Source organism: Kribbella turkmenica (assembly GCF_004348725.1).
GTDB classification, from domain to species: Bacteria; Actinomycetota; Actinomycetes; order Propionibacteriales; family Kribbellaceae; genus Kribbella; species Kribbella turkmenica.
Genome location: NZ_SMKR01000051.1, coordinates 16,601 through 41,854 on the forward strand (window position 1 = coordinate 16,601; position 25,254 = coordinate 41,854).

General features: G+C 69.6%; 21 protein-coding genes and 1 pseudogene. 17 read left to right on the top strand and 5 right to left on the bottom strand.

Features of this window, described 5'->3' with window-relative positions; all coding sequences use genetic code 11:
- The first annotated feature begins 20 nt into the window (after window positions 1-20).
- The 5 genes from E1218_RS14070 to E1218_RS14090 all read left to right on the top strand — a co-directional run bounded on the left by E1218_RS14070 (window position 21) and on the right by E1218_RS14090 (window position 5,544).
- Entirely contained in the window at window positions 21-1,700 is a 1,680-nt protein-coding gene (locus tag E1218_RS14070; RefSeq protein WP_132320096.1) for a sodium:solute symporter family protein, read from the top strand.
- Window positions 1,701-1,714: 14 nt separating this feature from the next.
- Entirely contained in the window at window positions 1,715-1,975 is a 261-nt protein-coding gene (locus tag E1218_RS14075) for a hypothetical protein (RefSeq protein WP_132320098.1), read from the top strand.
- Window positions 1,976-2,113: 138 nt separating this feature from the next.
- Window positions 2,114-3,766 (top strand): GMC oxidoreductase, encoded by a 1,653-nt coding sequence (locus E1218_RS14080; RefSeq protein WP_233712216.1) that lies wholly within the window; start codon window positions 2,114-2,116, stop codon window positions 3,764-3,766.
- A gap of 96 nt (window positions 3,767-3,862) precedes the next feature.
- On the top strand, window positions 3,863-4,630 hold the full coding sequence (locus E1218_RS14085) for a phytanoyl-CoA dioxygenase family protein (protein ID WP_132320100.1): 768 nt from the start codon (window positions 3,863-3,865) through the stop codon (window positions 4,628-4,630).
- The gene (locus tag E1218_RS14090; RefSeq protein WP_132320102.1) at window positions 4,627-5,544 is read left to right on the top strand and encodes a helix-turn-helix domain-containing protein; all 918 of its coding nucleotides are present in this window, start codon (window positions 4,627-4,629) and stop codon (window positions 5,542-5,544) included. Before E1218_RS14085 ends, E1218_RS14090 begins: the two co-directional genes overlap by 4 nt.
- Here the strand turns inward: E1218_RS14090 and E1218_RS14095 are convergent.
- Complete coding sequence (locus E1218_RS14095) at window positions 5,541-5,999, bottom strand: hypothetical protein (protein WP_132320104.1); 459 nt, start codon at window positions 5,997-5,999, stop codon at window positions 5,541-5,543. The genes E1218_RS14090 and E1218_RS14095 overlap by 4 nt on opposite strands.
- A 75-nt stretch (window positions 6,000-6,074) precedes the next feature.
- Between E1218_RS14095 and E1218_RS14100 the strand changes: the two genes are divergently transcribed.
- The 5 genes from E1218_RS14100 (at window position 6,075) to E1218_RS14120 (ending at window position 12,847) form a co-directional block, all read left to right on the top strand.
- The gene (locus E1218_RS14100) at window positions 6,075-6,698 is read left to right on the top strand and encodes a TetR/AcrR family transcriptional regulator C-terminal domain-containing protein (RefSeq protein ID WP_132320106.1); all 624 of its coding nucleotides are present in this window, start codon (window positions 6,075-6,077) and stop codon (window positions 6,696-6,698) included.
- A gap of 160 nt (window positions 6,699-6,858) precedes the next feature.
- Window positions 6,859-9,339, top strand: coding sequence for a leucine--tRNA ligase (gene leuS / locus E1218_RS14105; RefSeq protein ID WP_233712217.1), 2,481 nt, complete (start codon window positions 6,859-6,861; stop codon window positions 9,337-9,339).
- 50 nt (window positions 9,340-9,389) lie between these two features.
- Entirely contained in the window at window positions 9,390-9,809 is a 420-nt protein-coding gene (locus E1218_RS14110) for a YjbQ family protein (RefSeq protein ID WP_132320108.1), read from the top strand.
- Window positions 9,810-9,910: 101 nt separating this feature from the next.
- A complete protein-coding gene (locus E1218_RS14115; protein WP_132320110.1) occupies window positions 9,911-10,117 on the top strand; it encodes a hypothetical protein in 207 nt (68 codons plus the stop codon).
- A gap of 168 nt (window positions 10,118-10,285) precedes the next feature.
- The gene (locus E1218_RS14120; protein WP_132320112.1) at window positions 10,286-12,847 is read left to right on the top strand and encodes an ATP-binding protein; all 2,562 of its coding nucleotides are present in this window, start codon (window positions 10,286-10,288) and stop codon (window positions 12,845-12,847) included.
- Between the two features lie 703 nt (window positions 12,848-13,550).
- Here the strand turns inward: E1218_RS14120 and E1218_RS14125 are convergent.
- Window positions 13,551-14,087, bottom strand: a complete 537-nt coding sequence (locus E1218_RS14125) for a pyridoxamine 5'-phosphate oxidase family protein (protein ID WP_132320114.1) — start codon at window positions 14,085-14,087, stop codon at window positions 13,551-13,553.
- A gap of 85 nt (window positions 14,088-14,172) precedes the next feature.
- On the opposite strand from E1218_RS14125, the gene E1218_RS14130 reads away from it, so the two are divergent.
- The 4 genes and pseudogenes from E1218_RS14130 to E1218_RS37260 all read left to right on the top strand — a co-directional run bounded on the left by E1218_RS14130 (window position 14,173) and on the right by E1218_RS37260 (window position 18,278).
- On the top strand, window positions 14,173-15,015 hold the full coding sequence (locus E1218_RS14130; protein ID WP_132320116.1) for a DegV family protein: 843 nt from the start codon (window positions 14,173-14,175) through the stop codon (window positions 15,013-15,015).
- Between the two features lie 74 nt (window positions 15,016-15,089).
- Window positions 15,090-15,905 carry a ComEA family DNA-binding protein gene (locus E1218_RS14135; RefSeq protein WP_233712218.1) on the top strand — a complete coding sequence of 272 codons (816 nt, stop codon included), beginning with the start codon at window positions 15,090-15,092 and terminating at the stop codon, window positions 15,903-15,905.
- A gap of 682 nt (window positions 15,906-16,587) precedes the next feature.
- Window positions 16,588-17,286, top strand: a pseudogene (locus E1218_RS37255) (ComEC/Rec2 family competence protein); the annotation flags it as partial.
- A gap of 200 nt (window positions 17,287-17,486) precedes the next feature.
- Entirely contained in the window at window positions 17,487-18,278 is a 792-nt protein-coding gene (locus E1218_RS37260) for a ComEC/Rec2 family competence protein (protein WP_233712219.1), read from the top strand.
- Here the strand turns inward: E1218_RS37260 and E1218_RS14145 are convergent.
- Entirely contained in the window at window positions 18,270-18,845 is a 576-nt protein-coding gene (locus E1218_RS14145) for an isochorismatase family protein (protein WP_132320118.1), read from the bottom strand. The two genes, E1218_RS37260 and E1218_RS14145, sit on opposite strands and share 9 nt — an antisense overlap.
- Before the next feature lie 286 nt (window positions 18,846-19,131).
- Here E1218_RS14145 and holA point away from each other — a divergent pair, with 286 nt between their 5' ends.
- Window positions 19,132-20,115 (top strand): DNA polymerase III subunit delta, encoded by a 984-nt coding sequence (gene holA / locus E1218_RS14150; protein WP_132320120.1) that lies wholly within the window; start codon window positions 19,132-19,134, stop codon window positions 20,113-20,115.
- A gap of 108 nt (window positions 20,116-20,223) precedes the next feature.
- Here the strand turns inward: holA and rpsT are convergent, their stop codons facing one another.
- Window positions 20,224-20,484, bottom strand: a complete 261-nt coding sequence (gene rpsT, locus E1218_RS14155; protein ID WP_132320122.1) for a 30S ribosomal protein S20 — start codon at window positions 20,482-20,484, stop codon at window positions 20,224-20,226.
- A 161-nt stretch (window positions 20,485-20,645) separates the two neighbouring features.
- On the opposite strand from rpsT, the gene E1218_RS14160 reads away from it, so the two are divergent.
- Window positions 20,646-21,563: a DUF2207 domain-containing protein gene (locus tag E1218_RS14160; protein WP_132320124.1), complete on the top strand. Its 918-nt coding sequence runs from the start codon at window positions 20,646-20,648 to the stop codon at window positions 21,561-21,563.
- On the opposite strand, the gene E1218_RS14165 is transcribed toward E1218_RS14160, so the two are convergent.
- Complete coding sequence (locus E1218_RS14165) at window positions 21,514-21,978, bottom strand: SRPBCC family protein (protein WP_132320126.1); 465 nt, start codon at window positions 21,976-21,978, stop codon at window positions 21,514-21,516. The two genes, E1218_RS14160 and E1218_RS14165, sit on opposite strands and share 50 nt — an antisense overlap.
- A gap of 177 nt (window positions 21,979-22,155) precedes the next feature.
- Between E1218_RS14165 and E1218_RS14170 the strand changes: the two genes are divergently transcribed.
- Window positions 22,156-25,152 carry a S8 family peptidase gene (locus tag E1218_RS14170; RefSeq protein WP_132320128.1) on the top strand — a complete coding sequence of 999 codons (2,997 nt, stop codon included), beginning with the start codon at window positions 22,156-22,158 and terminating at the stop codon, window positions 25,150-25,152.
- The last annotated feature ends 102 nt before the right edge of the window (window positions 25,153-25,254 follow it).

A 25,254-nucleotide genomic window follows, 5' to 3' on the forward strand; every position in this document is an offset into this window, starting at 1 on the left:
AACGACGATTCGGAGGGCCGATGCCCGCGCAAGACTCCATCCTGAGGCTGGATGCCACGGCGATCGACTACCTCATCATCGCCTTGTACTTCGCCTTCGTGCTCGGCATCGGGTACCTGGCCAAGCGGGCGGTCTCCAACAGTCTCGACTTCTTCCTGTCCGGCCGGTCGCTGCCGGCCTGGGTCACCGGCCTGGCCTTCATCTCGGCCAACCTGGGCGCGATCGAGATCATGGGCATGTCCGCGAACGGCGCGGAGTACGGCATGCCCACGGTGCACTACTTCTGGGTCGGCGCGATCCCGGCGATGCTGTTCCTCGGCGTCGTGATGATGCCGTTCTACTACGGCTCGAAGGTGCGCAGCGTGCCGGAGTTCATGCTGCGCCGGTTCGGGCCGCCCGCGCACCTGGTGAACGCGATCAGCTTCGCGGTCGCGCAGGTGCTGATCGCGGGGGTGAACCTGTTCCTGCTGGCCACCATCGTCAACGTGCTGCTCGGCTGGCCGATCTGGGTCTCGGTGATCGTGGCCGCCGTGATCGTCCTCAGCTACATCACTCTCGGCGGCCTGTCCGCCGCGATCTACAACGAGGTGCTGCAGTTCTTCGTCATCGTCGCCGCGCTGCTGCCGCTGACCATCGTCGGTCTGCACAAGGTGGGCGGCTGGCAGGGCCTGACCGAGAAGGTGACCGGCTCGCCGGGTGGCGGCGAGCAGCTGAGTGCCTGGCCGGGCAACGCACTGAGCGGCTTCAGCAGCAACTTCCTGTCGGTGATCGGAATCGTCTTCGGCCTGGGCTTCGTGCTGTCGTTCGGCTACTGGACGACGAACTTCGTCGAAGTGCAGCGGGCGATGGCGTCGAAGAACATGTCGGCCGCCCGGCGGACGCCGATCATCGGGTCGTTCCCGAAGATGTTCGTCCCTTTCATCGTGATCGTCCCGGGCATGATCGCGGCCGTGCTCGTGCCCGAGCTGGCCGACTTCAAGGCCAACGGCAGCGGGGAGGTGGACTACAACGACGCGCTGCTGCTGCTGATGCGCGACCTGCTGCCGAACGGCATGCTCGGGCTGGCGATCACCGGTCTGCTGGCCTCGTTCATGGCCGGTATGGCGGCCAACCTGAGCTCGTTCAACACCGTCGTGTCCTACGACCTGATCGAGCGGTACGTGATCAAGGACCGGCCGGACGAGTTCTACCTGCGCACCGGCCGCTGGGTCACCGTCGTCGGCACCGTCATCGCGATCGGCACCGCGGCGATCGCGTCCGGCTACAGCAACCTGATGGACTACCTGCAGCAGCTGTTCTCGTTCTTCAACGCACCGCTGTTCGCCACCTTCATCCTCGGCATGTTCTGGAAGCGGATGACCGCGACGGCCGGCTGGGTCGGCCTGGTCAGCGGTACGGCGACCGCCGTACTGGTGTTCATCCTGTCCGAGAACGGCGTCATCGACCTGCCCGGCCAGGGCGCCAGCTTCGTCGGTGCCGGTGCAGCCTTCGTGGTCGACATCGTGGTCAGCGTGCTGGTCAGTCTGGCGACCGCACCGAAACGGGACGAGGAACTGGTCGGCCTGGTCTACTCGCTGACACCGAAGGAACAGCGGACCGAGGTGACCGTCCGCGGTGACCACGGCTGGTACCGCCGGCCGGTGCTGCTGGCCGGGATCTCGCTGGCGATGACCATCGCCCTGAACATCGTCTTCGGCTGACAAGGAGCGCAGTGATGGCTGATCAGACGTCGACCCCGAAGCAGAAGGCCGGGGCGTTCGACATCCGGGTGGTGATCGCGGCACTGATCGGGAGCTACGGGCTGGTGCTCACGATCCTCGGGATCATCGCCGATCCGGCGGAGGTGGCCAAGGCCGGCGGGCTCAACATCAACCTCTGGGGCGGGATCGCGATGCTGGTGTTCGCCGCCCTGTTCGTGCTCTGGGCCCGGCTGCGGCCGATCGTCGTACCGGTGGACGAGCATCCGCGGGAGTAACCGCTGTCGGTGCCGCTCGTTGTGAGACCAGTACCCGAACTGGTCCCCACCGCGGAGGACGTATGGTCCGTGCGCAAGTACTGTCCCGACGGGCCTTCCTGGCGCGGATCGGCCTGCTCGGCGCGGCGCTCGGAGGCGGTGGGCTCGCAACCCGCCTTCGAGGACGACGCGAACAACCCGCTGACCGGCTACCTCCGCTGGGGGCCGTCGGACCGGTCGAAGCCGGCCTGGTTCCGGGAGTGGCCGCAGAACTCGTTCGTCTGGCAGCTGTCCGGCGTCGGCGGCACCACGCAGCACTTCTACGGCAACTACCCGCGCGCGTATCCGGGCGTCTTCGAGGGGTACGACGGCGCCGACCGCTCGGCGTACGACGTGAAGCACCGGTTCCCGTTCACGTACGGCGAGCTGGTGCCGTACTTCGAGTGGGTCGAGGCGACCATGCCGGTGATGACCGCGGCGATGGGCCACAAGGAGCAGCTGTTCTTCCGCGGCGCCGAGACCCTCGGGCTGCCGGTGCAGACCACCAAGACGACACATGGGCCGTCGTACCGGCCGCAGGAGAACGCGATCCTGCAGCCGGGCGGGACGGCCGGCACCACGTCGTCCCCGGAGCTGCTCGTCTATCCCAAGGCCACCGGGTGCACGTTCTGCGGGTACTGCTTCCAGGGCTGCATGCGGCCGAACGGTGCCCCGCGCAACCAGTTCGCCAAGCGGTCGACGGACAACAGCTACGTGCCGATGGCGCTCACCGCGGAGGTGTGGTCACGCGGCGGGAAGCCGGTCGAGCTGGTCACCGGCGCGTTCGTGACCTGCGTGCACGCGGAGAAGCGGAACGGCGTTCTGACGGCGACCGGCGCGACCTGGTTGTCCGGCGGCTCGGAACATCGTGAGGACGCTCGCGTCGTGGTGATGTCGGGCGGCTGCACGGAGAACCCGCGACTGTGGATGAACAGCGGTCTGCCGAACCCGAACGGCTGGGTCGGCCGCGGGTACACCGACCACTTCTTCGACTGGGTGTTCGGTGTCTTCGACGACTACACCGGCAACCCGAAGGGCGTCGGATCGAGCGCCAGGCTCGACTTCCCGCCGTACGGCGGCCTGGAGAACGTCGGCCTCCCGCCGGCGCTGATGGCGTTCTCCGGGACGCTGTCGGACAGCGGGATCCGCGGTCGGTACACGAACGGCCGCGGCCGGACCGGGCCCTGGGACGGGCCGGCCGGGCGGGTGATGGGGCCGGAGCTCAAGGAGATCCTGGCGCACGGGCTGGACCGGCTGCTGAGCGTGCTGGTGATCACCGACGAGGACGTCGAAGCGCAGAACCGGGTCACCCTGTCGGCGCTGCCGGCGGACGAGCACGGACCGATCCCGAAGGTCACCTTCAAGCAGCGGCAGCGGACCGCGCGAACGCTGCGGAACCGCGAGTTCATGGCCCGGAAGGCGGCCGAGCTGCTGCGCGGTGCCGGTGCGCGCACGGTGTACCGGATCGACTGGGCGCCACTGATCCTGCACGTCCAGTCCTCGATGCGGATGGGGTCCTCGGAGAACGACTCCGTGCTCGATCCGCGCGGCGAGACCCGGGCGGTGAAGCGGCTGTTCGTGGCCGACAACTCCGCCCTGTCGAACGGCCTCGGCGGGCCGAACCCGACCCTGACGTCGCAGGCGCTGGCGACGCGGACGGCCGAGAAGATCTTCTCGACCTACTTCGGGGGTGACCCGTGGGTGCGATCGAGCTCCCCTGTCGTGTCCACGGATCCCCGGATCAGCGTCCGGCTCGGGGAGCGGGATCTGTAACCGTGTCCGTTTGACGAACATCGGCGTCCGGAGCGGTCCTGCCGTCCGGGCGCCGATGTTCCTAGTCTCGAAGTACCCGATCTGGAGGACCTCGAGATGACGATCACTTCGAGCGGCGCGGACCTGTCCACGCTGGCCCAGCAGTACACCGAGGACGGCTTCGTCCTGGTGAAAGGCCTGCTCAGCAAGGAAGAAGCCGCCTACTACCGGCAGCGCAGCCACGACCTGCTGGCCGCCCTGAACCGCAAGGACGACCCGACCTGGAAGTCGGCGATGGGCCTGTCCGACGGCGCGACCCGGCTGCAGCACCTGCACGACGCGCAGTTCTACGACGCCGCCTTCTCCCGTCTGCTGGTGGATCCGCGGTTCACCGACGTGGCCGCCGCGGTGATGGGCGTGGAGGGTGTGCAACTGCACCACACCAAGCTGTTCGTGAAGCCGCCGGAGAACGGTTCGCCGTTCCCGCTGCACCAGGACTATCCGTTCTTCCCGCACAAGTACCACCGGGTGGGCGCGGCCATCTTCCACTTCGACGACGCGCCGGAGGAGAAGGGCTGCGTGCGGGTGATCCCGGGCAGCCACAAGGACGGCCCGCGCGAGCACGACCCGGAGGGCTCGTTCCACCTGCCCGACGTACCGTTCGAGTCGGCGACACCGCAGCCGGCCGAGGCGGGCGACGTACTGTTCTTCACCTACCTGACCGTGCACGGGTCCGGGGTGAACGTCAGTGAGGAGGCACGGACCACCTGGCTGATCCAGTACCGCGACCCGGGGGACCCGCCGACGGTCAAGACGCACGACCACTCGCTCGGACAGGGCATGATGCTGCGGGGAGTGGACCCGACCGGCAGGAGTGCTTCTTGACGCTGGAGTCTGTCGCCGCGGCAGATCGCTTCGTCGACCTCGCAGGGCTGCTCGAGTCCTGCGAGGTCGACGGCTTCCGTGCGGACTTCCTGAGCTGGGGGCACTACCAGCCGGAGTACTGGCGCAACTACTGGCACAGCCACTCGTTCCACGAGGTCTGCCTGGCGTACTCCGGCGCCGGCCGGTTCAACTCGGGCGACACCGAGTACGACGTCCAGCCTGGGGCGGTGTTCCTCGCCCGGCCCGGCGACGTCCACGAGATCGAGTCCAGCCGGTCGGAGCCGCTCGGCATCGCCTTCTGGGGATTCACCTTCCGCCCGGCCACGTCCGGCAACCGCCCGGTGGCCTCGACCGTTGATCTCGGTTGGTGGTCCGGCCTGACCAGGCCCGACGGGCCGGTGCTGTCACACCGGGTCGGCTCCTTGCCGGCTCTGATCACCGCGCTGGCGGCTGAAGCGGCCGCCCCGGTATCCGGCTACAGCACGGCCCTCACCGCACTCGGCTCCACGCTGGTGATGGAAACCGCCCGCGCCTTCGCTCTGGGCGAGGACCTGGCCGTCGAGCCGGTCCGGCGCGAACGTGGCCCTGTGGTGGTCGAAGCCATGCAGCGGCACCTGCGCGACAACCTCTCCCGGCCGATCACCGTCCGGGACGTCGCTGCCGTCGCTCATCTGTCGGAGCGGCACGCCGAGCGCCTGTTCCACCAGCAGACCGGTGCGTCGATCATGTCCACCCTGCGTCGGCTCCGTCTGGAGCTGGCGGCGCAGCTCTTGCTGGACCCCTCGATGACCGTCACCGACGTCGCCCGCGCCTGCGGCTACTCCGACGTGCGTCCCTTCTCGACAGCCTTCCGCCGCCACTACGGCCGCACCCCGGGAGACCACCGCCGTACCGGCGGCACTGAGTTCGTTTAGCGCTGCCGGCGACGCCAGAGGCCGACGACGACGATCAGGCCGGCCAGCGACGGTAGTGCGGCGATGGTGCCGTGGAGGGGCGGCACGATCGTGCTGTAGGCCTCACCGCCGACGGACAAGGTGGTCAGGTGGAAGGTCACGCCGAGCGCGAAGAGCGTGGTCCCGATCGCGCGTGCACTTCGCTTGCCGCCGGCTACGGCCGCGAGCGTCCACATCCAGCCCACGAGCCCGAGGATTCCGACGGCCATCAGGTAGACGGTGATGGCCATCCGGTCCTTGGCGACGTCGTCGGCCGGCCAATCGGGGTACGCCGACCGGACGTGGTCGCCGATGCCGTCGGCCGTCGCGAAGTCGACCAGCGGGGTGACCGTGGCGACCAGGGTCAGCAGCACGCCGGCGTACAGGGCCGGCCTGAGGTACGCCGGCGAGCGCGTCGGCGCGGTGATGATGGTCATGGGTCCTCCTCTGATTCTTACGGTGTAAGAATCAGCCTATACTTACGACGTAAGAATGTTCAACGAGGAGGCTCGATGCCCGGTCGGCCCGGTCACAGCGTTGGTCTGACCCGCGCCACGATCCTCCGGGCCGCGCTCGCGCTGGCCGATCGGGAGGGACTGAAGGCGCTGTCGATGCGCCGGCTCGGCGCGGAGTTGGGAGTCGAGGCGATGACCATCTACCACCACCTGCCGAACAAGGACGCTCTGCTCGACGGTCTGGTCGAGCAGCTCGTCGCCCAGATCGCCCCGCCGACGTTCGAGGCGGTCTCATGGCAGGAAGGCCTGCGGGACTACGCACGCGGCCTGCGATCCACACTGCTCGCCCACCCGAACGTGGTGCCCCTGGTCGCGTCCCGGCCGGCGGTCACCGCGCAGAACCTTCGAGTGATGGAGGCCGCGCTCGAAACCATGCGCGCGGCCGGACTGCACCCCGCTGACGCTCTGGACGTGCTTTACGCGGTCACCGGCTTCGTCGTCGGGCACGTGGTCACAGCAGCCGACGGCGACCCGGTGGATCAGTTCGAAGCACTCGACCCAGCCACCTTCCCGCTGCTGGCCGAGGCGGTCAGCCGATCCGCTCCGAGAGGCACCGAGGCGCGGTTCGACTTCGCCCTCGACGCCTTGTTGTCCGGACTCGGGCCGGACGCGCTAGACTGATCACATGCGAGTGAGCCTGCTCCTTAGTTAGCCGTACTGGCATCCAGCGCTAGAGCGCCGGTCAGTGCGGCGTCCCCTCCTGTGTGAGGGGCTTTTTCATTTCCGGGAACGCCTTCTGGCAGATTTAGGCTCAACGACACACGAAATCAGGAGTAGGACCGTGAGCGAGCAGGTGGACGACGCCCCGATCGACCGGGGCGGGTACGACTTCGACGCCGTGCAGGCCAAGTGGCGGTCGGTCTGGGAGAAGCTGGACCCGTTCAAGACGCGTGACGACGGCTCGGCGGAGCGCCGGTACGCGCTCACGATGTTCTCCTACCCGTCCGGCGATCTGCACATGGGCCACGGCGAGGTGTTCGCGCTGCACGACGTGCTGGCCCGCTACTGGTTCCAGCAGGGGTACGACGTCCTGAACCCGGTCGGCTGGGACTCGTTCGGCCTGCCGGCGGAGAACGCCGCGATCAAGCGCAACGAGCACCCCGCGACCTACACCTACGCCAACATCGAGACCCAGGCGGAGTCGATTCGGCGCTACGGCCTGAGCTTCGACTGGTCGCGGCGGCTGCACACGTCCGACCCGGAGTACTACCGGTGGACGCAGTGGCTGTTCCTGCGGTTCTACGAGCGTGGGCTGGCGTACCGCAAGGCGTCGTACGTGAACTGGTGCCCGAACGACCAGACCGTGCTGGCCAACGAGCAGGTGGTGCAGGGCCGGTGTGAGCGGTGCGGCTGGGAGGTCACCAAGCGCGAGCTGACCCAGTGGTACTTCAAGACCACCGAGTACGCCCAGCGGCTGCTGGACGACATGGACCTGCTGCAGTGGCCGGAAGAGATCCTGCTGATGCAGCGCAACTGGATCGGCCGGTCCGAAGGTGCGTTCGCGGACTTCCAGGTCGAGGGCCGCGACGAGCCGATCCGGGTGTTCACCACCCGGCCGGACACGCTGTTCGGCGCCACCTTCATGGTGGTCGCGCCCGACGCCAAGCTGGCCGCCGAACTGGTCACCCCGGAGCAGCAGGAGGCGTTCGACGTCTACCTGGCCAAGGTCAAGGGCGAGACCGAGATCGACCGGCTGAGCACCGAGCGGGAGAAGACGGGCGTCTTCCTGGGCTCGTACGCGATCAATCCGGTGACCGGTGAGCGGATCCCGATCTGGGCGGCCGACTACGTGCTGGCCGACTACGGCACCGGCGCGATCATGGCCGTGCCCGGCCAGGACACCCGGGACTGGGAGTTCGCGGAGAAGTTCGGCCTGCCGATCGTCCGGACCGTGCAGCCCGAGGAAGGGTTCGAGGGCAAGGCGTACACCGGCGACGGCCCGGCGATCAACAGCGCGAACGACGAGATCAGCCTGGACGGTCTGGCCGTCGACGAGGCCAAGGCCCGGATCAGCGACTGGCTGGAAAGCAAGGGCCTGGGCGAGCGGACGATCAACTACCGCCTGCGTGACTGGCTGCTGAGCCGGCAGCGGTACTGGGGCTGCCCGATCCCGATCATCCACTGCCCGTCGTGTGGCGAGGTGGTGGTCCCGGACGACCAGCTGCCGATGGAGCTGCCCGACCTGCGCGGTGCCGACCTGGCACCGAAGGGCGTCTCGCCGCTGGCGGCGGCCCGCGACTGGGTCGAGGTCGACTGCCCGAAGTGCGGTGGCAGGGCCGAGCGGGACACCGACACCATGGACACCTTCGTGGACTCGTCCTGGTACTTCCTGCGCTACCTGTCGCCGGACTACACCGAGGGTCCGTTCGACCCGGAGGCGGCCGAGCGCTGGATGCCGGTGTTCCAGTACGTCGGCGGCAAGGAACACGCCGTACTGCATCTGCTGTACGCGCGGTTCTTCGTCAAGGCGCTACACGACATGGGCCTGCTGACCGCGGTCGAGCCGTTCACCCGGCTGCTGAACCAGGGCCAGGTGATCAACCAGGGCAAGGCGATGAGCAAGTCGCTGGGCAACGGCGTCAACCTGGGCGACCAGATCGACGAGTACGGCGTCGACGCGGTCCGGCTGACCATGGTGTTCGCCGGCCCGCCGTCGGACGACATCGACTGGGCCGACATGTCGCCGGGAGGCTCGCTGAAGTTCCTGCAGCGGGCCTGGCGGCTGGCGGGATCGGTCGAGGCGCCGCTGGGCTCGGATCCCTCGACCGGTGACGTCGAGCTGCGCAAGATCACCCACCGGACGGTGGCGGACGCGGCCGAGCTGATCGACTCGATGCGGTTCAACGTCATGGTCGCCCGGATCATGGAGCTGGTGAACGCGACCCGGAAGGCGATCGACGCCGGCCCGGGCACGGCCGACCCAGCGGTCCGGGAGGCGGCCGAGACGGTGGCGATCCTGCTGAGCCTGGTCGCGCCGTACACCGCCGAGGACATGTGGGAGACGCTGGGCCACGAGCCGACCGTCGCCAAGGCCGGCTGGCCGAAGGTCGACCCGGCCCTGCTGGTCCAGGACACGGTCACCTGCGTGGTCCAGATCGCCGGCAGGGTGAAGGACCGGCTGGAGGTGTCCCCGGACATCACCGACGCCGACCTGGAGCAGTTGGCGCTGGCCTCCGAGGCAGTACAGAAGGCGCTGGACGGCCGCGGTGTCCGCAAGGTCGTCGTCCGGGCGCCGAAACTGGTCAACATCGTCCCGGCCTAGTGGCGCGTTCCGGCCGTCCCGCCACCGCGCGGGACGGCTAGGCTGCGCAGATGCGTTCTGAGTTGATTGACGTAGCCACTGGTGGGTCCGAGGTCGTGTTCGACCTGACGAGCAGGTGCGAGCAGTTCGTGAACGCCGAGGCCCACCAGGCCCAGGGTGACGGACTGCTGCACGTGTTCGTGCCGCACGCGACCGCCGGGATCGCGATCCTGGAAACCGGCGCGGGGAGCGACACGGACCTGCTCGCCGTGCTCGAGGACCTGCTGCCGCGTGACTTCGGCTGGCGGCACCGGCACGGCACGCCGGGCCACGGCCGCGACCACGTGCTGCCCGCGCTGATCCCGCCGTTCGCGACCGTTCCGGTGCTGGACGGCCGGATGATGCTCGGCACCTGGCAGTCGATCTGCCTGGTGGACACCAACGTCGACAATCCGCGCCGCCAGGTCCGGCTTTCCTGGCTGCCCGGTTAATGGACCACCAGGTAACCGGACATTCCGGAATTCTTGTGACTTATCGTGATGTTGCGGACGGCGTTACGCATGCGAAACACGACTCCGCTTGAATTGCGGCCATGGCAGCGCTTGACATCCTTCGGGCCCGGTCGGTGGGGCTTGGCACCGAACTCCTGATCCGCGCCACCCGCGGCATCTGCGACGGCAGCCTGCTGAACGCCGAATCGGGCCGCGCCGACACCAGCGCCCGGCTCGAGGACTGGACCGGAGTGCTTTCTCTGTACTCGGCCGACAAGAAGCCGACGACGGTTAGCGCAACCGCTTGAATCAATTCTCTGCCGGTTCGGTAATGGAAATTCGAAGTAAACTTGTTGCCCTCGTCAACCGTGCGGTGTGACGTGTGACGTATCTTGCTCACCGGGCGTCCCCGGCGCGGACGGCCCAGTCACGCTATGTTGTGACGGGAACGTGAGGCTCAAGAGGGGTGACGGGCTTTGTCGGACACGGATGGCCGGGCTGAGGGACGGCGGGGCTTCGCCGATCTCCTGCTCGACCTGAGGGTCCAGGCCGGCCTCTCGCAGGAGGAGCTCGCCGACCGCGCCGGCCTGAGCGTGCGATCCATCCGCGAGATCGAGGCCGGCCGGGTCGCGCGCCCCCGGAAGGACTCCGTCCGGCTGCTCGGTGAGGCCCTCGGCCTGCACGATGGCGACGCCGAGCGCTTCCTGGCCGCGGCCGGGCACCGGACGGTGCGACCGGTCATCTCGGTCGCCGCCCCCGCGCCGACCGGACTGCGCTGGCGAGGCACGAGACCGATTCCCGACGGCCTGGTCGGTCGCGAGCAGGAGCTGCACGAACTGGAAGGACTGCTCCGGCAGAACCGGCTGGTCACCCTCGTCGGCCCGGGTGGTGTCGGCAAGACCGAGCTCGCCCTGGCCGCGGCCGATCGCTTCTCCGGCGTCGACACGACCGTCGTGGTCGTCGACCTCACGACCGTCCAGCGCGATGCCGCCGTATCCACAGCCATCCTGGACGCCTTCGGCACCGCACCGGGTACGTCGGACCTCGACGACGTGCTGTCCGGACGCGAACCGGGTGACCTGGTCATCGTCGAGGACAACGCCGAGCACGTGCTCGACGGGGTCGCGGCCGTGGCCAACCGAATGGTCCGCAGCTTCCCGGGCGTCGGCGTACTGGTCACGTCGCGGATCCCGCTCGGCCTGCCCGACGAGGTGGTCCGGCGGGTGGCGGTGCTGGGTCTGCCGGCGAACGACAAGGACTTCGACGAGATCGCCGCGAGTCCGGCGGTGGAGATGTTCTGCCGACGGGTCGCCCGCGTCCGTCCTGACTTCCACCTGACCGAGGAGAACGCTGCGACGGTCGCCCGGCTGTGCCGGCGGCTCGACGGATTGCCGCTCGCGCTGGAGCTGGCGGCGGCGCGGGCGGGGTCGTTGTCGGTGGAGACGATCCTGGCGGCGCTCGACGACCGGTTCCGGCTGCTGTCCGGGCCGCGAAGGTTCGGGGCCCCACACCAGCGCACGCTCGCGGACACGATCGCGTGGAGCGTCGACGCACTGTCCGACGCCGCCCGGCAGTTGCTCTACCGGGCGTCCGTGCTCGGGTCGCCGTTCACGCTGGACGCGGTCGCGGGCGTGTGTACCGGCGATCCGATCGACCAGGCCGACGTACCGATGCTGCTGGCCGAGCTGGTGGAGAAGTCGCTGCTGCAGCCGGTCAACGAGTTCGAGCAGTTGTACGGCGCTCGCTACAAGCTGCTGGAGACGATCCGGGAGCACGCGTACGCCGGACTGTCGTCGCAGGGCGATGATTTGACCGAGTTCCGCGACCGCGCGGTGGCGTGGTGCTCGACGTACGTCTCCGGCCTCGAAGGCGCGTGGTCGTCGCCCGACCGGGACCGGCGGTACCGGGCCGCGCATGCGAACTCGGCGCTGTTCGAGGTCGCTCTGGAGCGTGCGGCCGAGCTGGGGCAGTGGGAGGTGGCCGCGCGGATCGTGCTCGGCTTCCGGATCGCGTGGCAGTACCAGGCGAGCGTGGCCGAGAGCGGGATCCGCTGGGCGACGGTGTGCGCGGAGAACGTCCCGGACAAGGAGGTCAGCGGACGGCTCCTGGCCATCGCCGGACGTCTGTCCAGTCTGACCGGCGACGTCCACGGTGCCCGGCGGTACTACGAAGAAGCGCGTCAGCTCATCCCCGGCGAGACCGAGATGGGTCTGGTGGCCCGCGGCGGCTGGGTGTCGTCCGGTTCGCACCTGCTGGACATCCAGAGCCTGGCCGAGATCCCGGGCCTGGTGAACGACGCGCGCAAGCACGGTGACGTGCAGCGCTCCGCGACGGTTCAGGCGACCTGCGGGCTCGCCCTGCTGCGGTGGGGCCGGCTGCCCGAAGCCAAGGAGCTGCTGCTCGCCTGGGAGGCCGCGCTGGTCAATCCGGGCGTCTACCCGGACGAGATCGCGTACATGGCACTCAGCCGGGTCGACCTGGAGTTGGGCAATCTCTCCGAGGCACGGCGGTGGGCCGCGCTCGCCCGGGACAGCCAGGCCTCCGACGATCCCGAGCGTACGAAGGTCGCCGGCTGCCAGGCGATGGTCGAGTACCACGACGGCCGGTACGACGAGGCACGAGCGCTCCTGGACGAGGCCGACGCCGACATCCGCGGGCATCGGGGGTACTTCGACTACCTGGTGATGCTCTACCGCTCACGACTCGCCCGTGAGGGCGGCGACGCGGAGCAGGCCCAGGTGTGCATCCGGGACGCGGTCAACCGGCTGCTCCTCGAGGGACGAGTCGTCTACCTGCTCGAAGTACTGCCTGAGGCGGTCGCCGTGCTGCACGCCCTGGGGAAGTCCGCGGAGGCCGATGTCCTCTGCGGCCAGCTGATGGCGTGGCAGGAGTCGATGGACCCGCCGATGCTGCCGACCGCGTGGGCGGTGCTGCAGCAGTCGTGCGCGACCGCTTCGGTCGCCTCCGGATGGCCTGAGCCGGACCCGGCGGCCGCCGTTCAGCGGCTGGCGAACGACGTACTCACCGCGCTTTCGTGACGCGCATCCGCTGAAGCTGCCGGGTAACTGCCGGTACATCTGCCTCGTCCTGACATGCCCGCCGGCCGAAGAATTACAGCCGTAGGACAGGTTCCACGAAGCAGAGTCCGAGACCGGGCGCGCAGGCAGAGAATGGGCGGTGAACCGTGATGAGGCCATGGTGCTGCGCCGGACTGCCGACCAGCTTGGGGAGGCGACGCGGAGGGCATCCGGCGGCCGGACGGTGGGGGCGCCGATCGGCTGTCGAGAGCTCCGGAGTGCTGCGTCGTGCGGATCTGTCCTGCCTGAACCGGGTGCCGTGCGCCGTCAGGGCACCACACCCGGGGCGGGGTCCCAGTACTGGATCGAGCACACGACACAGGGGACGAGTGCCGGTCCGGCTGACACGGGGAAGCCGGCGGGTTTGGTCACCCGCCGGCGGGGTCAGCCACTGGGGCCTCCCGGGACCTCGACGAGCTCGCGGTCAGACCGGTATTTCGCGGAACCGGCACGGGGAGTGGCTCGGCGAGGACTGAACTCGGCTGACGACGAGGGGGAGTCAGCGCAGCGGTGAAGCGCCGGCAACGAGGGGGAGCCGGCGTCGGGAGGTGAGTGCTGACCGACAGGGGAGGTCAGCGCAACAGGTGAAGGCTGACTCACAGGGAAGTCAGCCGAGCGAGGTGAAGGCTCCGGAGGGGTGGCCTTCACCTCGCTGCCTTGTGCCCTACTTCTTCCGTTTCGCGGTCTGCTTCTCCGTCTCCGCGAGCAGTGCCTTCTGGTCGCCGTACCCGACCATCCAGGTCGGTTGCTGACGGCAGTACACGATGTCCGGCCCCCAGCTCGACGGGGAGCTGCCGTAGTACTTGGTCAGGTGGGCCTCGATCTCCTCGAAGTCCGGGTGCTCCGGGGTCAGGAACTCGACGTCGCCGTGACTGAACACGCCGATCCGCTCGCCGTCGACGTACGAGATGCTGGTCGCCGGTCTGGCCCGCAGGTGCCGGGCCTTGGCCGCCGTCCCAGCCGTGCTGAACACCCACCGGGCATGGATGAAGTGCCCGTCGACGGCGCTGATCCGCGGCTCGCCGCGGGCGGTGACCGTGGCCACGTTGAGCGTGCACATGCCGGTCAGAACCCGCACCAGCGCGTCGGCGTCCAGCCGGCGCGGGCCCGTGATGATGCTGCGCAGATGCTCCGTCGAGCGCTGGTACGCCGCGTCGAGGAGCGCCTGCAGTTCGGTGATCTCTGCGGCGGTCTCCCTCATGCTCCGGAGTCTGGCACCGCGCGCCGACAACTCCCCTGGGGTCGGAGAGCGCGCGCCGGCAAAAACCGTCCGGTAACCTCGCTGCATGTCAGCCCGCGTGCACGTCGTCACCGACTCCACGGCCGGTCTGTCCAGGCACGAGGTCCTCCGCCTCCCGCTGACCGTCGTCCCGGTGCAGGTCGTCATCGGCGGCACGTCGTACGACGACGGCGCCACCTCGGCCGACGCGGTCGCGGAGGCGCTCAAGACCTTCACCCCTGTCTCCACCAGTCGCCCGGCGCCCCAGACGTTCGCCGACACGTACGCCGCGTGTGCCGCGGCCGGGGCCGAGTCGGTCGTGTCCATCCATCTGTCCGGCGAGATGTCCGGCACGGTCGAGTCCGCCATGATCGGCGCGAAGGAGTCGCCGATCCCGGTCCGGGTGATCGACTCCCGCTCGATCGCGATGGGACTCGGGTTCCCGGTCCTGGCCGCGGCCGAGGCGGCCGCCAAGGGCGAGAACCAGGCCGCCGTCGAGGCCGCCGCCCGGGTCCGGATGGCTCCGATCTCGGCGTACTTCTACGTCGACACCCTCGAGTACCTCCGCCGCGGCGGACGCATCGGCGCCGCCCAGGCCCTCCTCGGGACGGCGCTGGCCGTCAAACCGCTGCTGACCATCAGCAGCGGCCGGATCGTCCCGCTCGAGAAGGTCCGCACGTCCAGCCGGGCCATCGCCCGGCTGGCCGACATCGCCGTCCAGCGAGCCGGCGACATGCCCGTCCAGGTCGCCGTCCACCACCTGGCGAACCTGGAGAAGGCCCAGACCCTGGCCGACAACCTCGCCGACCGGCTCCCGCAGACCGAGGAGATCGTCCTCCGCGAGGTCGGCGCGGTCATCGGCGCGCACGTCGGTCCCGGGCTCCTGGCCGTGGTGATCGCACCGCACTGACTCCACCGGTCCGGGTTTTCCACAGGCTGCGAATCGCCCGTCAGGGAGGTCCGCGGACTCGTACTTTCTCTGGCGTGAAGGTCTTTCGCCGTGCCGCCGCGCCCGACCCGGGTGCGCGCGAGCGTGCGCTGGCGCGTCTTGCGCCGCGGCCACCTCGGCACGACGAGACCGAGGAAGAACTGGAGGAGCGTGATGAGGAGGTGCGAGGTGGATGGATCCCCGAAACTGTCCGGCCCGAGCGACTACGTGAGGCCCGCTGGACCCTGTCACCACGTCATGTCGTGGTCCTGGCCGCCGTACTGTCCGTCGGCCTGGCCTGGGCGACGTGGTCTGTCTTCCGAGCCCGCCCCGAAACACTGCCCGACGCGCGTCCACCGTCCGTCGTCGCCACGGGGTCCCCGGTGGCAGGAGCGACACAGCTTTCGCCTGGTGCTCCGAGCCCGTCTGCCGGCACTGTGGTCGTCCACGTCGCCGGCAAGGTACGCCGTCCCGGTCTCGTCCACGCACCCACCGGCTCTCGCATCGCCGACGTACTCAGCCTTGCCGGCGGCGCGCTGCCCGGTGTCGACCTCACCACCCTCAACCTCGCCCGCCAGGTCACCGACGGCGAGCAGATCATCGTCGGCCGACCCGCGCCACCGCCAGGCGGCGCTACGAGTGGCCCGGGTGCGACCGCCAACCCCGCTAGCCCGGCCAGCACCCCGGTCAACCTCAACACCGCCACGCTCGACCAACTCGAGGCACTCCCCGGTGTCGGCCCCGTCCTGGCGCAACGCATTCTCGACTACCGCACCCAGAACGGCCCGTTCACCACGATCGACCAACTCCAGGAGGTCTCCGGCGTAGGCCCCAAGAAGTTCGACTCCCTGAAATCCCATGTCCGCATCTGACGAGTCCACCAACCCCCGCGAACCACTGGACGCCCGCCTCCTGGTTCCGGCCGCCATCGCCTGGCTGACCTCGGTCGTCCTGATGGCCCGACCCCCTCTCATCGGTTTCCTGACCGCAGCCGTCGCCCTTACCTTGGCTGGTGCGCTGGCTCTGTTCCTGCGACGTGCTGTCCGGCAGGCCGGGTGGGCCGTGGTCGGCGTGCTGGCTGTGGTCGCGGGGATGGGCGTGGCGGCTGCACTGCAGGTCAAGGGGCTCCAAGCCGGCCCGGTCGTGGGGTTGGCGGCCGACAGCGCCTCGGTGGGCGTGAAACTGAAGGTCGACAGCGATCCATCGGTGCGACGCAGCCCAGGCGGCCGGCGGCCGCCGTACGTGGTGCTGAAGGCAACCATCGAGGAGGTCCGGGCACGGGGGACCACCACCCGGGTGCGGACGCCGGTGCTGGTCATCGGCTCGACGCACTGGCAACAAGTGGGCTTCGGGCAGCGCGTCGATGCGAACGGCCGGCTCGAGGCGGTCGAACGGGGATCCGACGTGGCCGCGATGCTCTCGATCCGTTCGGCGCCGAGGAATGCGGAACGGCCACCCTGGTGGCTGCGCGCTGCCGAGCAAGTCCGCGAGGGACTCCGCGAATCCGTCGCGGACCAGCCGGACGACGTACGCGGCCTGGTCCCTGCGCTGGTGATGGGCGACGAGTCCGGCCTGCCCGGCGATCTCACCGAGGACTTCCGGACAACGGGCCTGACGCATCTCTCAGCTGTGTCCGGCACCAATCTGACCCTGTTGCTCGCGTTCATCCTTCCGTTCGCCCGACTGATCGGCGTACGAGCTCGCGGACTGACCGCGGTCGGTCTGATGACGGTCGTCGTGTTCGTCGTCCTCGCCAGACCGCAGCCCAGTGTTCTCCGTGCGGCCGCGATGGGTCTGATCGCGCTGGCCGCGATGACAGGCGGGGGCTCCCGGCGTCGCGCAGTCCGCAGCCTGTCGTTCGCGGTGATCGCGCTGCTGCTGCTCGACACGTCGCTCGCGAGGTCGGCCGGGTTCGCGTTGTCGGTGCTCGCGACCGCAGGCATCGTCGTCCTCGGCCCCGGCTGGCGTGATGCGCTCGCGCAGTGGATGCCGACGTGGCTGGCCGACGCGATCTCCTGTCCGCTCGCCGCCCAGCTCGCCTGTACGCCGGTCGTCGCCTGGTTGTCCGGCGAGGTGTCATTGGTTGCCGTTGGCGCGAACCTGTTGGCGGGACCGGCCGTGGGGCCGGCGACCATTCTCGGATTCGCCGCGGCCGGCGTGGCTCTCATCAGCACCGAGGCAGCTCAACTCATCGGCTGGGCAGCAGGCTGGCCCGCTCGCTGGATCATTCTGATAGCCCGCGAAGGCGCCGACCTGCCGGGCGCCGCGAACGCCTGGCCGGCTACCGCCGTCGGGGTGACCTTGCTGACCGTGCTCTCATCGCCTTGGTGTTCGGCCTGCACCGCATCCTCGCGCGCCCGATCGCCATGGTGCTCGCGGTCGTCCTGCTGGCTGTCGTCATCCTGCGTCCGGTCGGTTCGATCGGCTGGCCGCCCGACGACTGGCTCTTCGTCATGTGCGACGTCGGTCAGGGAGACGGGTTGGTCCTGCGAGCCGGCGACACCGCGGCTGTCGTCGTCGACACCGGTCCGGACCCTGCGGCGATGGATCGGTGTCTGCGTGACCTCGGTGTCGAGTACATCCCGGTCCTGGTGCTCAGTCACTTCCACGCCGATCACGTGGGCGGGTTGGCCGGCGTACTCGAGAATCGGAAGGTCGGCGAGATCGAGGTGACGCCGTACTTCTCGCCGCCGGCCGAGTACGACCGAGTCGCTGATCTCGCAGCGCACCACGGGATCGCCCTGCGCACGGTGACCTATCGAGAAAGACGGGAGGTCGGGTCGCTCCGGTGGACGAACCTCTGGCCCGCGCGCGTCCCCGCGTTGCCCCCGGACGGCAGATCGGGCGCACCGTCGACCGGCGAGGGATCCCCGGAGAACAACGCGAGCATCACCCTGATGGCCGAAGCCTCCGGCCTCCGGATCCTGCTCACCGGCGACCTCGAGCCCGAGTCCCAGCGCGCCATCCTGGCCACCGGCGTCGATCTTCGCGCCGACGTCCTCAAGGTCCCGCACCACGGCTCGGCCCAGCAGGACCCTGCCTTCATCGCCGCGACCGGCGCCCGCCTGGCCGTCATCTCCGCCGGCCGTGACAATGACTACGGTCATCCAGCACCGAGGACCCTCGAGCTCCTGTCCCACCAGTCCACCCGGACCGTCACCACGAGCACCACGGGCGCCCTGTCGATCACCAACTCGGGCGATCGGCTGAGTATCACCACGAACCAGCAGGCGATCTCACGATGACCTGCGGGTGAAGGTCACGGCGGCCGCCGGGACGGTGTTCTCTGCCCGATCGCCGAGGGCCCAGGCGGCGACTCGAGAGACCACGTGGGCCGGGACGGCGTCGCTGACGCCGGGGACTGCGGGGGCGTCGTACGTGGCGTGCGCGTCGTGTGGGACAACGACGCGGTAACCGCGGGCCAGCGCCGTTCTGGCGGTGGCCTGCACGCACATCTCCGACATCAGACCGCAGATCGCCACCGACCGGACACCGGCCCCGACGAGGACTCCGCCGAGCGACGTGCCGTCGAACCCGTCGTCCCTGGGTTTGCGGATCACGTGCTCGGTGGGTCCCGGCTCGGTCGGCAGGTACAGCTCCCAGCCGTGGGTGCCCGGCTCGTCGTCGGCGCCTGGCGCCCCGTCGTTCTGCAGATGGACGACGACCGCGCCTGCCTGTCGCGCCCGGTCGAGCAAGTCGCTCACGTGGTCGAGCAGGCGGATCGCGTCGGGTGCGGGGTTCTCGCCCGAGACGAAGGCGGTCTGCACGTCGACGACGATGAGAGCGTCGACAGGCTGCACGGCTTTGGCCATGCACTCATCCTCGCCCCCGACCAGGCCTCCCTTCCAATGGGTATCCGGGCTTGCGGGTCGCGTAGTGCGAGCGCGACCAGCCGGAACCGTGGACAGGATCTGGGGGCGTTGACCAGGTTATTACCTGTTCAAGACCCTCAGAGGATGGTCACCGCCCCGTCAGTTGTCGCCCTCGAGGTCGGGTTCGGGCGGGCGGCGCGGGCGAGGGTGGTCTTGGCCGGCAGAGCTCATGTCGGACCTGCGGGTGGAGTAACCGAGTGTCGGTGGGGTGTGGGAGGCTGGCGGGGTGGCTGGTCGTAGGGGTGCTGCGCCGAAACTCGGCGACGTGTTGCTGGTGACGGGGTCCGAGGGGTTCCTTGCGGACCGGGCCGTCCGGTCAGCGATCGCGGCGGTGTCCAAGGGCAGCGCCGAGGTCGAGGTGACCGAGCTGGACGCGGTCGGGCTGGACGTCGGGGTGTTAGCGGAGCTGACCGGCCCGTCGTTGTTCGCGTCGGAGCGGGTGCTGGTCCTGCGGGCGCTCGAGAACCTCCCGTCCGAGATGGCCCCGCACCTGATCGAGTACGCCGGCGCGACGTCGGAGGACGTCCTGGTGGTGCTCGTGCACTCCGGTGGCCAGAAGGGCAAGGCGGTCCTCGACAAGTTGCGGAAGGCATCCGTCACCGAGGTCGTCGCGACCGCGCCGAAGGCGTGGGAGCTGCCGCAGTTCGTGGCCGGGGAGATCCGGTTGCACGGCGGCAGCGTGGACGAGCGGGCGGCGTCCGCGCTGGTGGACGCGGTCGGTCATGACCTCCGGGCCCTGGCGGGCGCGTGTTCGCAGCTGGTGTCGGACTCGGGCGGTCAGCCGGTCACCACGGAGCTGATCGGTCAGTACTTCGGCGGTCGCGCCGAGGTGACCAGTTTCGCGGTCGCGGACGCGGCGATCGCGGGGCGGACGGAGCCGGCTCTCGAGCAGTTGCGGTGGGCACTCGACTGTGGCGTCGCGCCGGTGCTGATGACGAGTGCGATGGCGGGCGGTCTGCGGGGGCTCGCGAAGTTCTCCAGCGCGCCCGGCGGTCTGCGCGAGGCGGATCTGGCCCGGGAGGTCGGCGTACCGCCGTGGAAGCTGAAGCAGCTCAAGCAGCAGGCTCGCGGCTGGACGCCGGGTGGATTGGCGACCGCGATCAAGGCGGTGGCCCAGGCCGACGCCGACGTGAAGGGCGCGTCCGGAGACGCCGGCTACGCCCTCGAGCGGATGGTCATCACCGTCAGCCGCGCCCACGGCCGCCGGTAGCCGTAGCAACCCCGCCCCGGACACAAGGAACCCAGCCGGACGACCGGCTGGGTTCAGGGGACACAACGATCGGCCGGTCCGGGTGGACGGCCGATCGTCAGAGCTGCGTCAGAGGGAAGCGGCCTTCTTGAAGATGGACGACTTCCGGTTGGCGGCCTGGTTGGCGTGGATGACGCCCTTGCTGGCGGCCTTGTCGAGCAGGCGGCCGGCCACGCGGGCGTGCTCCTGCGCCTTCGCGGCGTCGCCGGAGTCGGCGGCCTCGCGGAAGCGACGAACAGCCGTCTTGAGGGTCGACTTCACCGACTTGTTGCGAAGTCGCGCAGCCTCGTTCTGGCGGTTGCGCTTGATCTGGGACTTGATGTTCGCCACGGAGCAGAGCCTCGATCAGGAGTATGCGGTCAGTACAGGAAGGTTGTCGCGCGCACGGCTGAGCATCACCCGTGGGGGCGCGAAGAGCCAGATTACCAACAAGTCCGGCCCCCGGCCAAACCGGGAGCCCGCCTGAACCCACCGTCGGCGACACTCCGATCATGACCGACGGCGCCGTGAACCGGATCCTCGCCCTGGTGTTCCTCGGCATCGTCGTGGCCGCGGTCCTCGTCATCGTGGTGGGGCAGACGCCGCAGTTCTACCCCGGCAGCGTGGCCGTGACCCGCGTCACGGCGCAGTACGACGTCCGCCCCGACGGCGGCCTGGACGTCACCGAGACGATCGACTACGACTGCGGCGAGTCCGGGCGCCCACTCGACCGGGTCGTCCAGCTCCGGCGGCCGGACGACGCCCGGCTCGACGCCTCGGTCGGCGACCGCGGGACGGACCGGGTCTGGGAGGTGTCCGACATCACCGCCACCGACCCGGACGGCAACCCGGTCCCGCTGCGGACCAAAGAACTGGACCCGAACCAGCGGCCGCTCACGAGCACCGGGATCGACGGCTGGGACACCCGGCTGTCCGACCTGCGGATCCAGCTCGGCGAGCCCCTGCCCTACCTGCCGGGCGGGCGGCGTGAGACGACCTTCATCCTCAAGTACCGCGTCCACGGCGCCCTCGACGAGGTACCCGGCGGCTACGAACTCAACTGGCCCGACCCCCGCCGGATGACCGAACGGTCCGACCTGAGAGTCCCGGTCGACCAGATCCGCGTGACCACGCCGGCCGACGTCAGTTCGGTGGCCTGTTCGGCGCACAGCCCCGACGCGAGCCACGCGGTGCCCTGTACGACGTCCACCACAACCGGCCGTACGGCGGTCTTCGCCCACGACGGCGGAGCGATGACCGTCACGGTGCGGACCACAGGAGTCGAGGGCGGGGCCGAGCACGACGGCTCGCAGAGCCCCCGCTGGGTCCAGGTCGTCACCTACGCCGGTGCCGCGGTCGTGCTGCTCGTGATCGTCGGTGTCATCGCCCGCCGGAAGCTTCGGCAGCGGCCTTCAGGCGCTCCAGCGTGACCTTGATCCCTCGGTCGTTGCGGCGGGTGCGGTCGCCGAAGAGTGGGCGGAAGAGGGCGCGGAGGGCGGCTGGGCGGTGGTCGGTCCAGGACTCGGTGACCTGGCAGCAGCCGGCGTCCAGACTGGCGAAGTCGTAGGTCCACAGTGAGATCGGCACCGGCCCGAAGTTGATGGAGAAGCTGAAGCGCTCGCCCGGTACGGCGTCGACCACGCGGCCGAAGGTGAACCAGCGGATGGCGCCCACCCGGTTGTGGCCGACGAACCGCGCACCGGCGGCCGGGCCCGGCGTACGGGGCGACCAGGTGACGCGGGTGCACTCGGGACTCCACTCGCCCATCCGGGGCAGGTCGCTGACCAGGCCGTAGACCGACGTCGCCGGCGCGGACACGGTGATGGACTCGCTCAGGTCGGGCATCGGGTTTTCCCTTGCTGTCAGCTGACACCTGCGGTGCCGAGCGTGACATCGGTGCCCGCCACCGGCATACTCGGGCCCGCGTGACGCTGATCACCGCTGGGGGGTGGTGTGTGCGGTCGTCACCGGTCCAGCGAGCCATGCTCCACCATCGCGCCGTCCAAGCCCTGGAGGAACTTCGTGTCCCGCCGCACTCCGATCATCGTCGCCACCGCGCTCGTCGCGTCGCTGGCCGGCCTACCGCTCGCGGCCCGGGCCGCGGACGCGCTCCAGGCCGAGGAAACACCCGCAGTCGCCGATCCGCAGGTCAAGGAGTCGTCGACCGGCTCCTACATCGTCGAGCTCGACGACGCCCCGGTGGCGGAGTACGGAGGTGACATCCCCGGCCTGCCCGCCACCCGGGTCGCTCCCGGGGGGAAGTTGCTCAAGAGCGCCGGTCAGGTCGTCGGCTACGTGCAGCACCTGGCCCGTGAGCGCCAGGAGGTCCTGGCCAAGGCGCCGGCCGTGAAGAAGCTCTACGACTACAGCTACACGTACGCCGGTTTCGCCGCACAGATGTCCCACGACGAGGCGGTCAAGCTGGCCAAGTCGTCCGGCGTGAAGAGCGTGGAGCCGAGCGAGCTGCAGCACCAGGACACCGTGGACACCCCGCGGTTCCTCGGCCTGTCCGGAAAGGGCGGCGCCTGGCAGCAGGCGGGCGGCGTCGACAAGGCCGGCGACGGCGTCATCATCGGCGTGCTCGACTCCGGTTTCGTGCCGGAGCGGGCCAGCTTCGCCCCGATCAAGACGTCGAAGACGTCGGACGCCATCGTCGCGAAGAAGTGGAAGGGCACCTGCCAAGCCGGCGAGGAGGCGCCCGTCGCCTGCAACAACAAGGTGATCGGTGCCCGGTACTTCGACAAGGGCATCGGCACCCGGCCGATCCCGGAGGAGTACAAGTCGCCGCGCGACTACGGCGGCCACGGCACCCACACCGCCAGCACCGCCGGCGGCAACCACGGCGTCGAGATGAGCGTCATGGGCCGTGACTACGGCAAGGGCTCGGGCATCGCCCCGCACGCCCGGCTGGCGATCTACAAGGTGCTGTGGGCGGTCGACCAGAGCGGCGGCGGCAGCGGCACCGACGCGGACATCGTGGCCGGTATCGACGCCGCGGTCGCCGACGGCGTCGACGTGCTGAACTACTCGATCTCCGGCTCCGGCTCGACGTTCGTGAACGCCACCGGCCTCGCCTTCCTGCGCGCGGCCCGCGCGGGCGTGTTCGTGGCCACCAGCGCCGGCAACACCGGCCCCGAAGCGAGCACGGTCGGCAAGAACTACCCGTGGGTGACGACGGTTGCCAACGGCACCCATGACCGCGACATCCAGACCACGGTGACGCTGGGCAACGGCGAGGCCTACACCGGCGCCGGGATCGGCTCGGGCCTGCCGAGCACGCCGGTCGTGCTGGCCAAGGACGCCGGCCTCGCGGGCGCGAACCCGGCCAACCTGCTGCTGTGCATGCCGGGCACCCTCGACCCGGCCAAGGTGGCCGGCAAGATCGTCGTCTGCGACCGCGGCGGCAACGCCCGCGTCGAGAAGAGCCTGCAGGTCAAGAACGCCGGCGGCGTCGGCATGATCCTGGTCAACATCACCGCCGGCACGCTGGACGCCGATCTGCACTCGGTTCCGACCGTGCACCTCGACCACGTGGCCGCGCCGGAGATCAAGGCGTACGTCGGCGGCACCGCGAACCCGACCGCCACGATCAGCGCCGGTACGCCGGTCCGGGTGACCGCACCGAAGGTCGCGAGCTCGTCCAGCCGCGGTCCGGCGCTCGCGGGCAATGGCGACCTGCTCAAGCCGGACGTGATGGCGCCGGGCACGAACGTCCTGGCCGCGACCACCGCGTTCAGCGCGGCCGGCGGCGAGTACGCGTTCATGAGCGGCACGTCGATGGCCTCGCCGCACATCGCCGGCGCAGCGGCCGTGCTGAAGGGCAAGCACCCGACCTGGTCGCCGATGGCGATCAAGTCCGCCCTGCTCACCACCGGCACCGACAAGGACACCAGCGGCAAGCCGATCCAGAACGACTCCGGCTCGCCGGGCACCCCGTTCGGCTACGGCTCGGGCCTCGTCCAGCCGAAGAAGGCGATGGACCCGGGGCTGGTCTACGACTCGTCGTACGAGGACTGGACCAAGTTCGTCTGCGGTTCCGGGCAGGTGCCGGCGACCCACGGGCTGTGTGCCAACGGCAAGATCGACCCGAGTGACCTGAACTACCCGACCATCGCGGTCGGCGACCTGGCCGGCAAGCAGACCGTCACCCGGACCGTCCGCAACGTCGGCAAGCTGCCGGAGGTCTACTTTCCGAAGGTCGAGGGGCTGAAGGGCTTCGAGGTGACGGTGTCACCGCGGATCCTGGTCACGCTGCCGGGCCGGACGGCGACGTACAAGGTGACGGTCGAGAACACCGGCGCGCCGCTGGAGCAGTACACGTTCGGCAAGCTGACGTGGAAGTCGTCGAAGCACGCGGTGACCAGCACGGTGGCGATCAAGCCGCTGACCGTGAAGGCGCCGGTGCAGGTCAGCGGCACCGGGACCGCCGGGTCGCTGCAGGTGCCGATCACGGCCGGGTACACCGGCACGCTGAACACGACCGCGGTCGGCCTGACAGCCGCCACCGTGGCAGAGGCCGCGCTGAAGAACCCGGGCGGGGTGTCGTTCCCGACCACCAACCCGGCGGTCAACGACCACGTGGCCAAGTTCACCGTGAACGTCCCGGCCGGCACCAAGCACGCCCGGTTCTCCACGTTCGACGCGGACTACCCGGCGGGCACCGACATCGACGTCTTCGTCTACCGCAGCGGTACGACGACTCTGCTCGGCAGCAGTGCCGGCGGATCGGCCGAGGAGGAGGTGAACCTCCCGGCGCCGGCCGGCGGGTCGTACGACGTGTACGTCGACCTGTTCGCCGGAGCCGACGAGCAGGCGGTGAAGCTCAACCACTGGGAGCTGCTCAACGCGGAGGGCAACCTCACGGTCACCCCGGCCAGCCAGTCCGTCCAGGTGGCCGCACAGACGAACGTGACCGCCTCCTGGGCCGGCCTGACCGCCGGCACGAGGTACCTGGGCCGCCTGCAGTACTCCGACGGCGCCGACGGCTCAGGCTCGACAATCGTCCGGGTGGACAGCTAGCGGACCCGGACGAGGGCGGCTCTCACTCGTGGGAGCCGCCTTCGTCGTGCGTCCGGCCTGGTGCAGCGTGACTAACCCAGCCGTTCCCGGACCCAGTCGAGG

Coding starts and splice junctions, on each gene's coding strand:
- E1218_RS14125 (WP_132320114.1), bottom strand. CDS start 14,087: ATGAGGGAGACCGCCGCAGAGATCACCGAACTGCAGGCGCTCCTCGAC.
- E1218_RS14130 (WP_132320116.1), top strand. CDS start 14,173: ATGTCAGCCCGCGTGCACGTCGTCACCGACTCCACGGCCGGTCTGTCC.
- E1218_RS14165 (WP_132320126.1), bottom strand. CDS start 21,978: ATGCCCGACCTGAGCGAGTCCATCACCGTGTCCGCGCCGGCGACGTCG.
- E1218_RS14100 (WP_132320106.1), top strand. CDS start 6,075: ATGCCCGGTCGGCCCGGTCACAGCGTTGGTCTGACCCGCGCCACGATC.
- E1218_RS37260 (WP_233712219.1), top strand. CDS start 17,487: ATGTGCGACGTCGGTCAGGGAGACGGGTTGGTCCTGCGAGCCGGCGAC.
- E1218_RS14075 (WP_132320098.1), top strand. CDS start 1,715: ATGGCTGATCAGACGTCGACCCCGAAGCAGAAGGCCGGGGCGTTCGAC.
- E1218_RS14110 (WP_132320108.1), top strand. CDS start 9,390: ATGCGTTCTGAGTTGATTGACGTAGCCACTGGTGGGTCCGAGGTCGTG.
- E1218_RS14115 (WP_132320110.1), top strand. CDS start 9,911: ATGGCAGCGCTTGACATCCTTCGGGCCCGGTCGGTGGGGCTTGGCACC.
- E1218_RS14095 (WP_132320104.1), bottom strand. CDS start 5,999: ATGACCATCATCACCGCGCCGACGCGCTCGCCGGCGTACCTCAGGCCG.
- E1218_RS14160 (WP_132320124.1), top strand. CDS start 20,646: ATGACCGACGGCGCCGTGAACCGGATCCTCGCCCTGGTGTTCCTCGGC.
- E1218_RS14070 (WP_132320096.1), top strand. CDS start 21: ATGCCCGCGCAAGACTCCATCCTGAGGCTGGATGCCACGGCGATCGAC.
- E1218_RS14085 (WP_132320100.1), top strand. CDS start 3,863: ATGACGATCACTTCGAGCGGCGCGGACCTGTCCACGCTGGCCCAGCAG.
- E1218_RS14145 (WP_132320118.1), bottom strand. CDS start 18,845: ATGGCCAAAGCCGTGCAGCCTGTCGACGCTCTCATCGTCGTCGACGTG.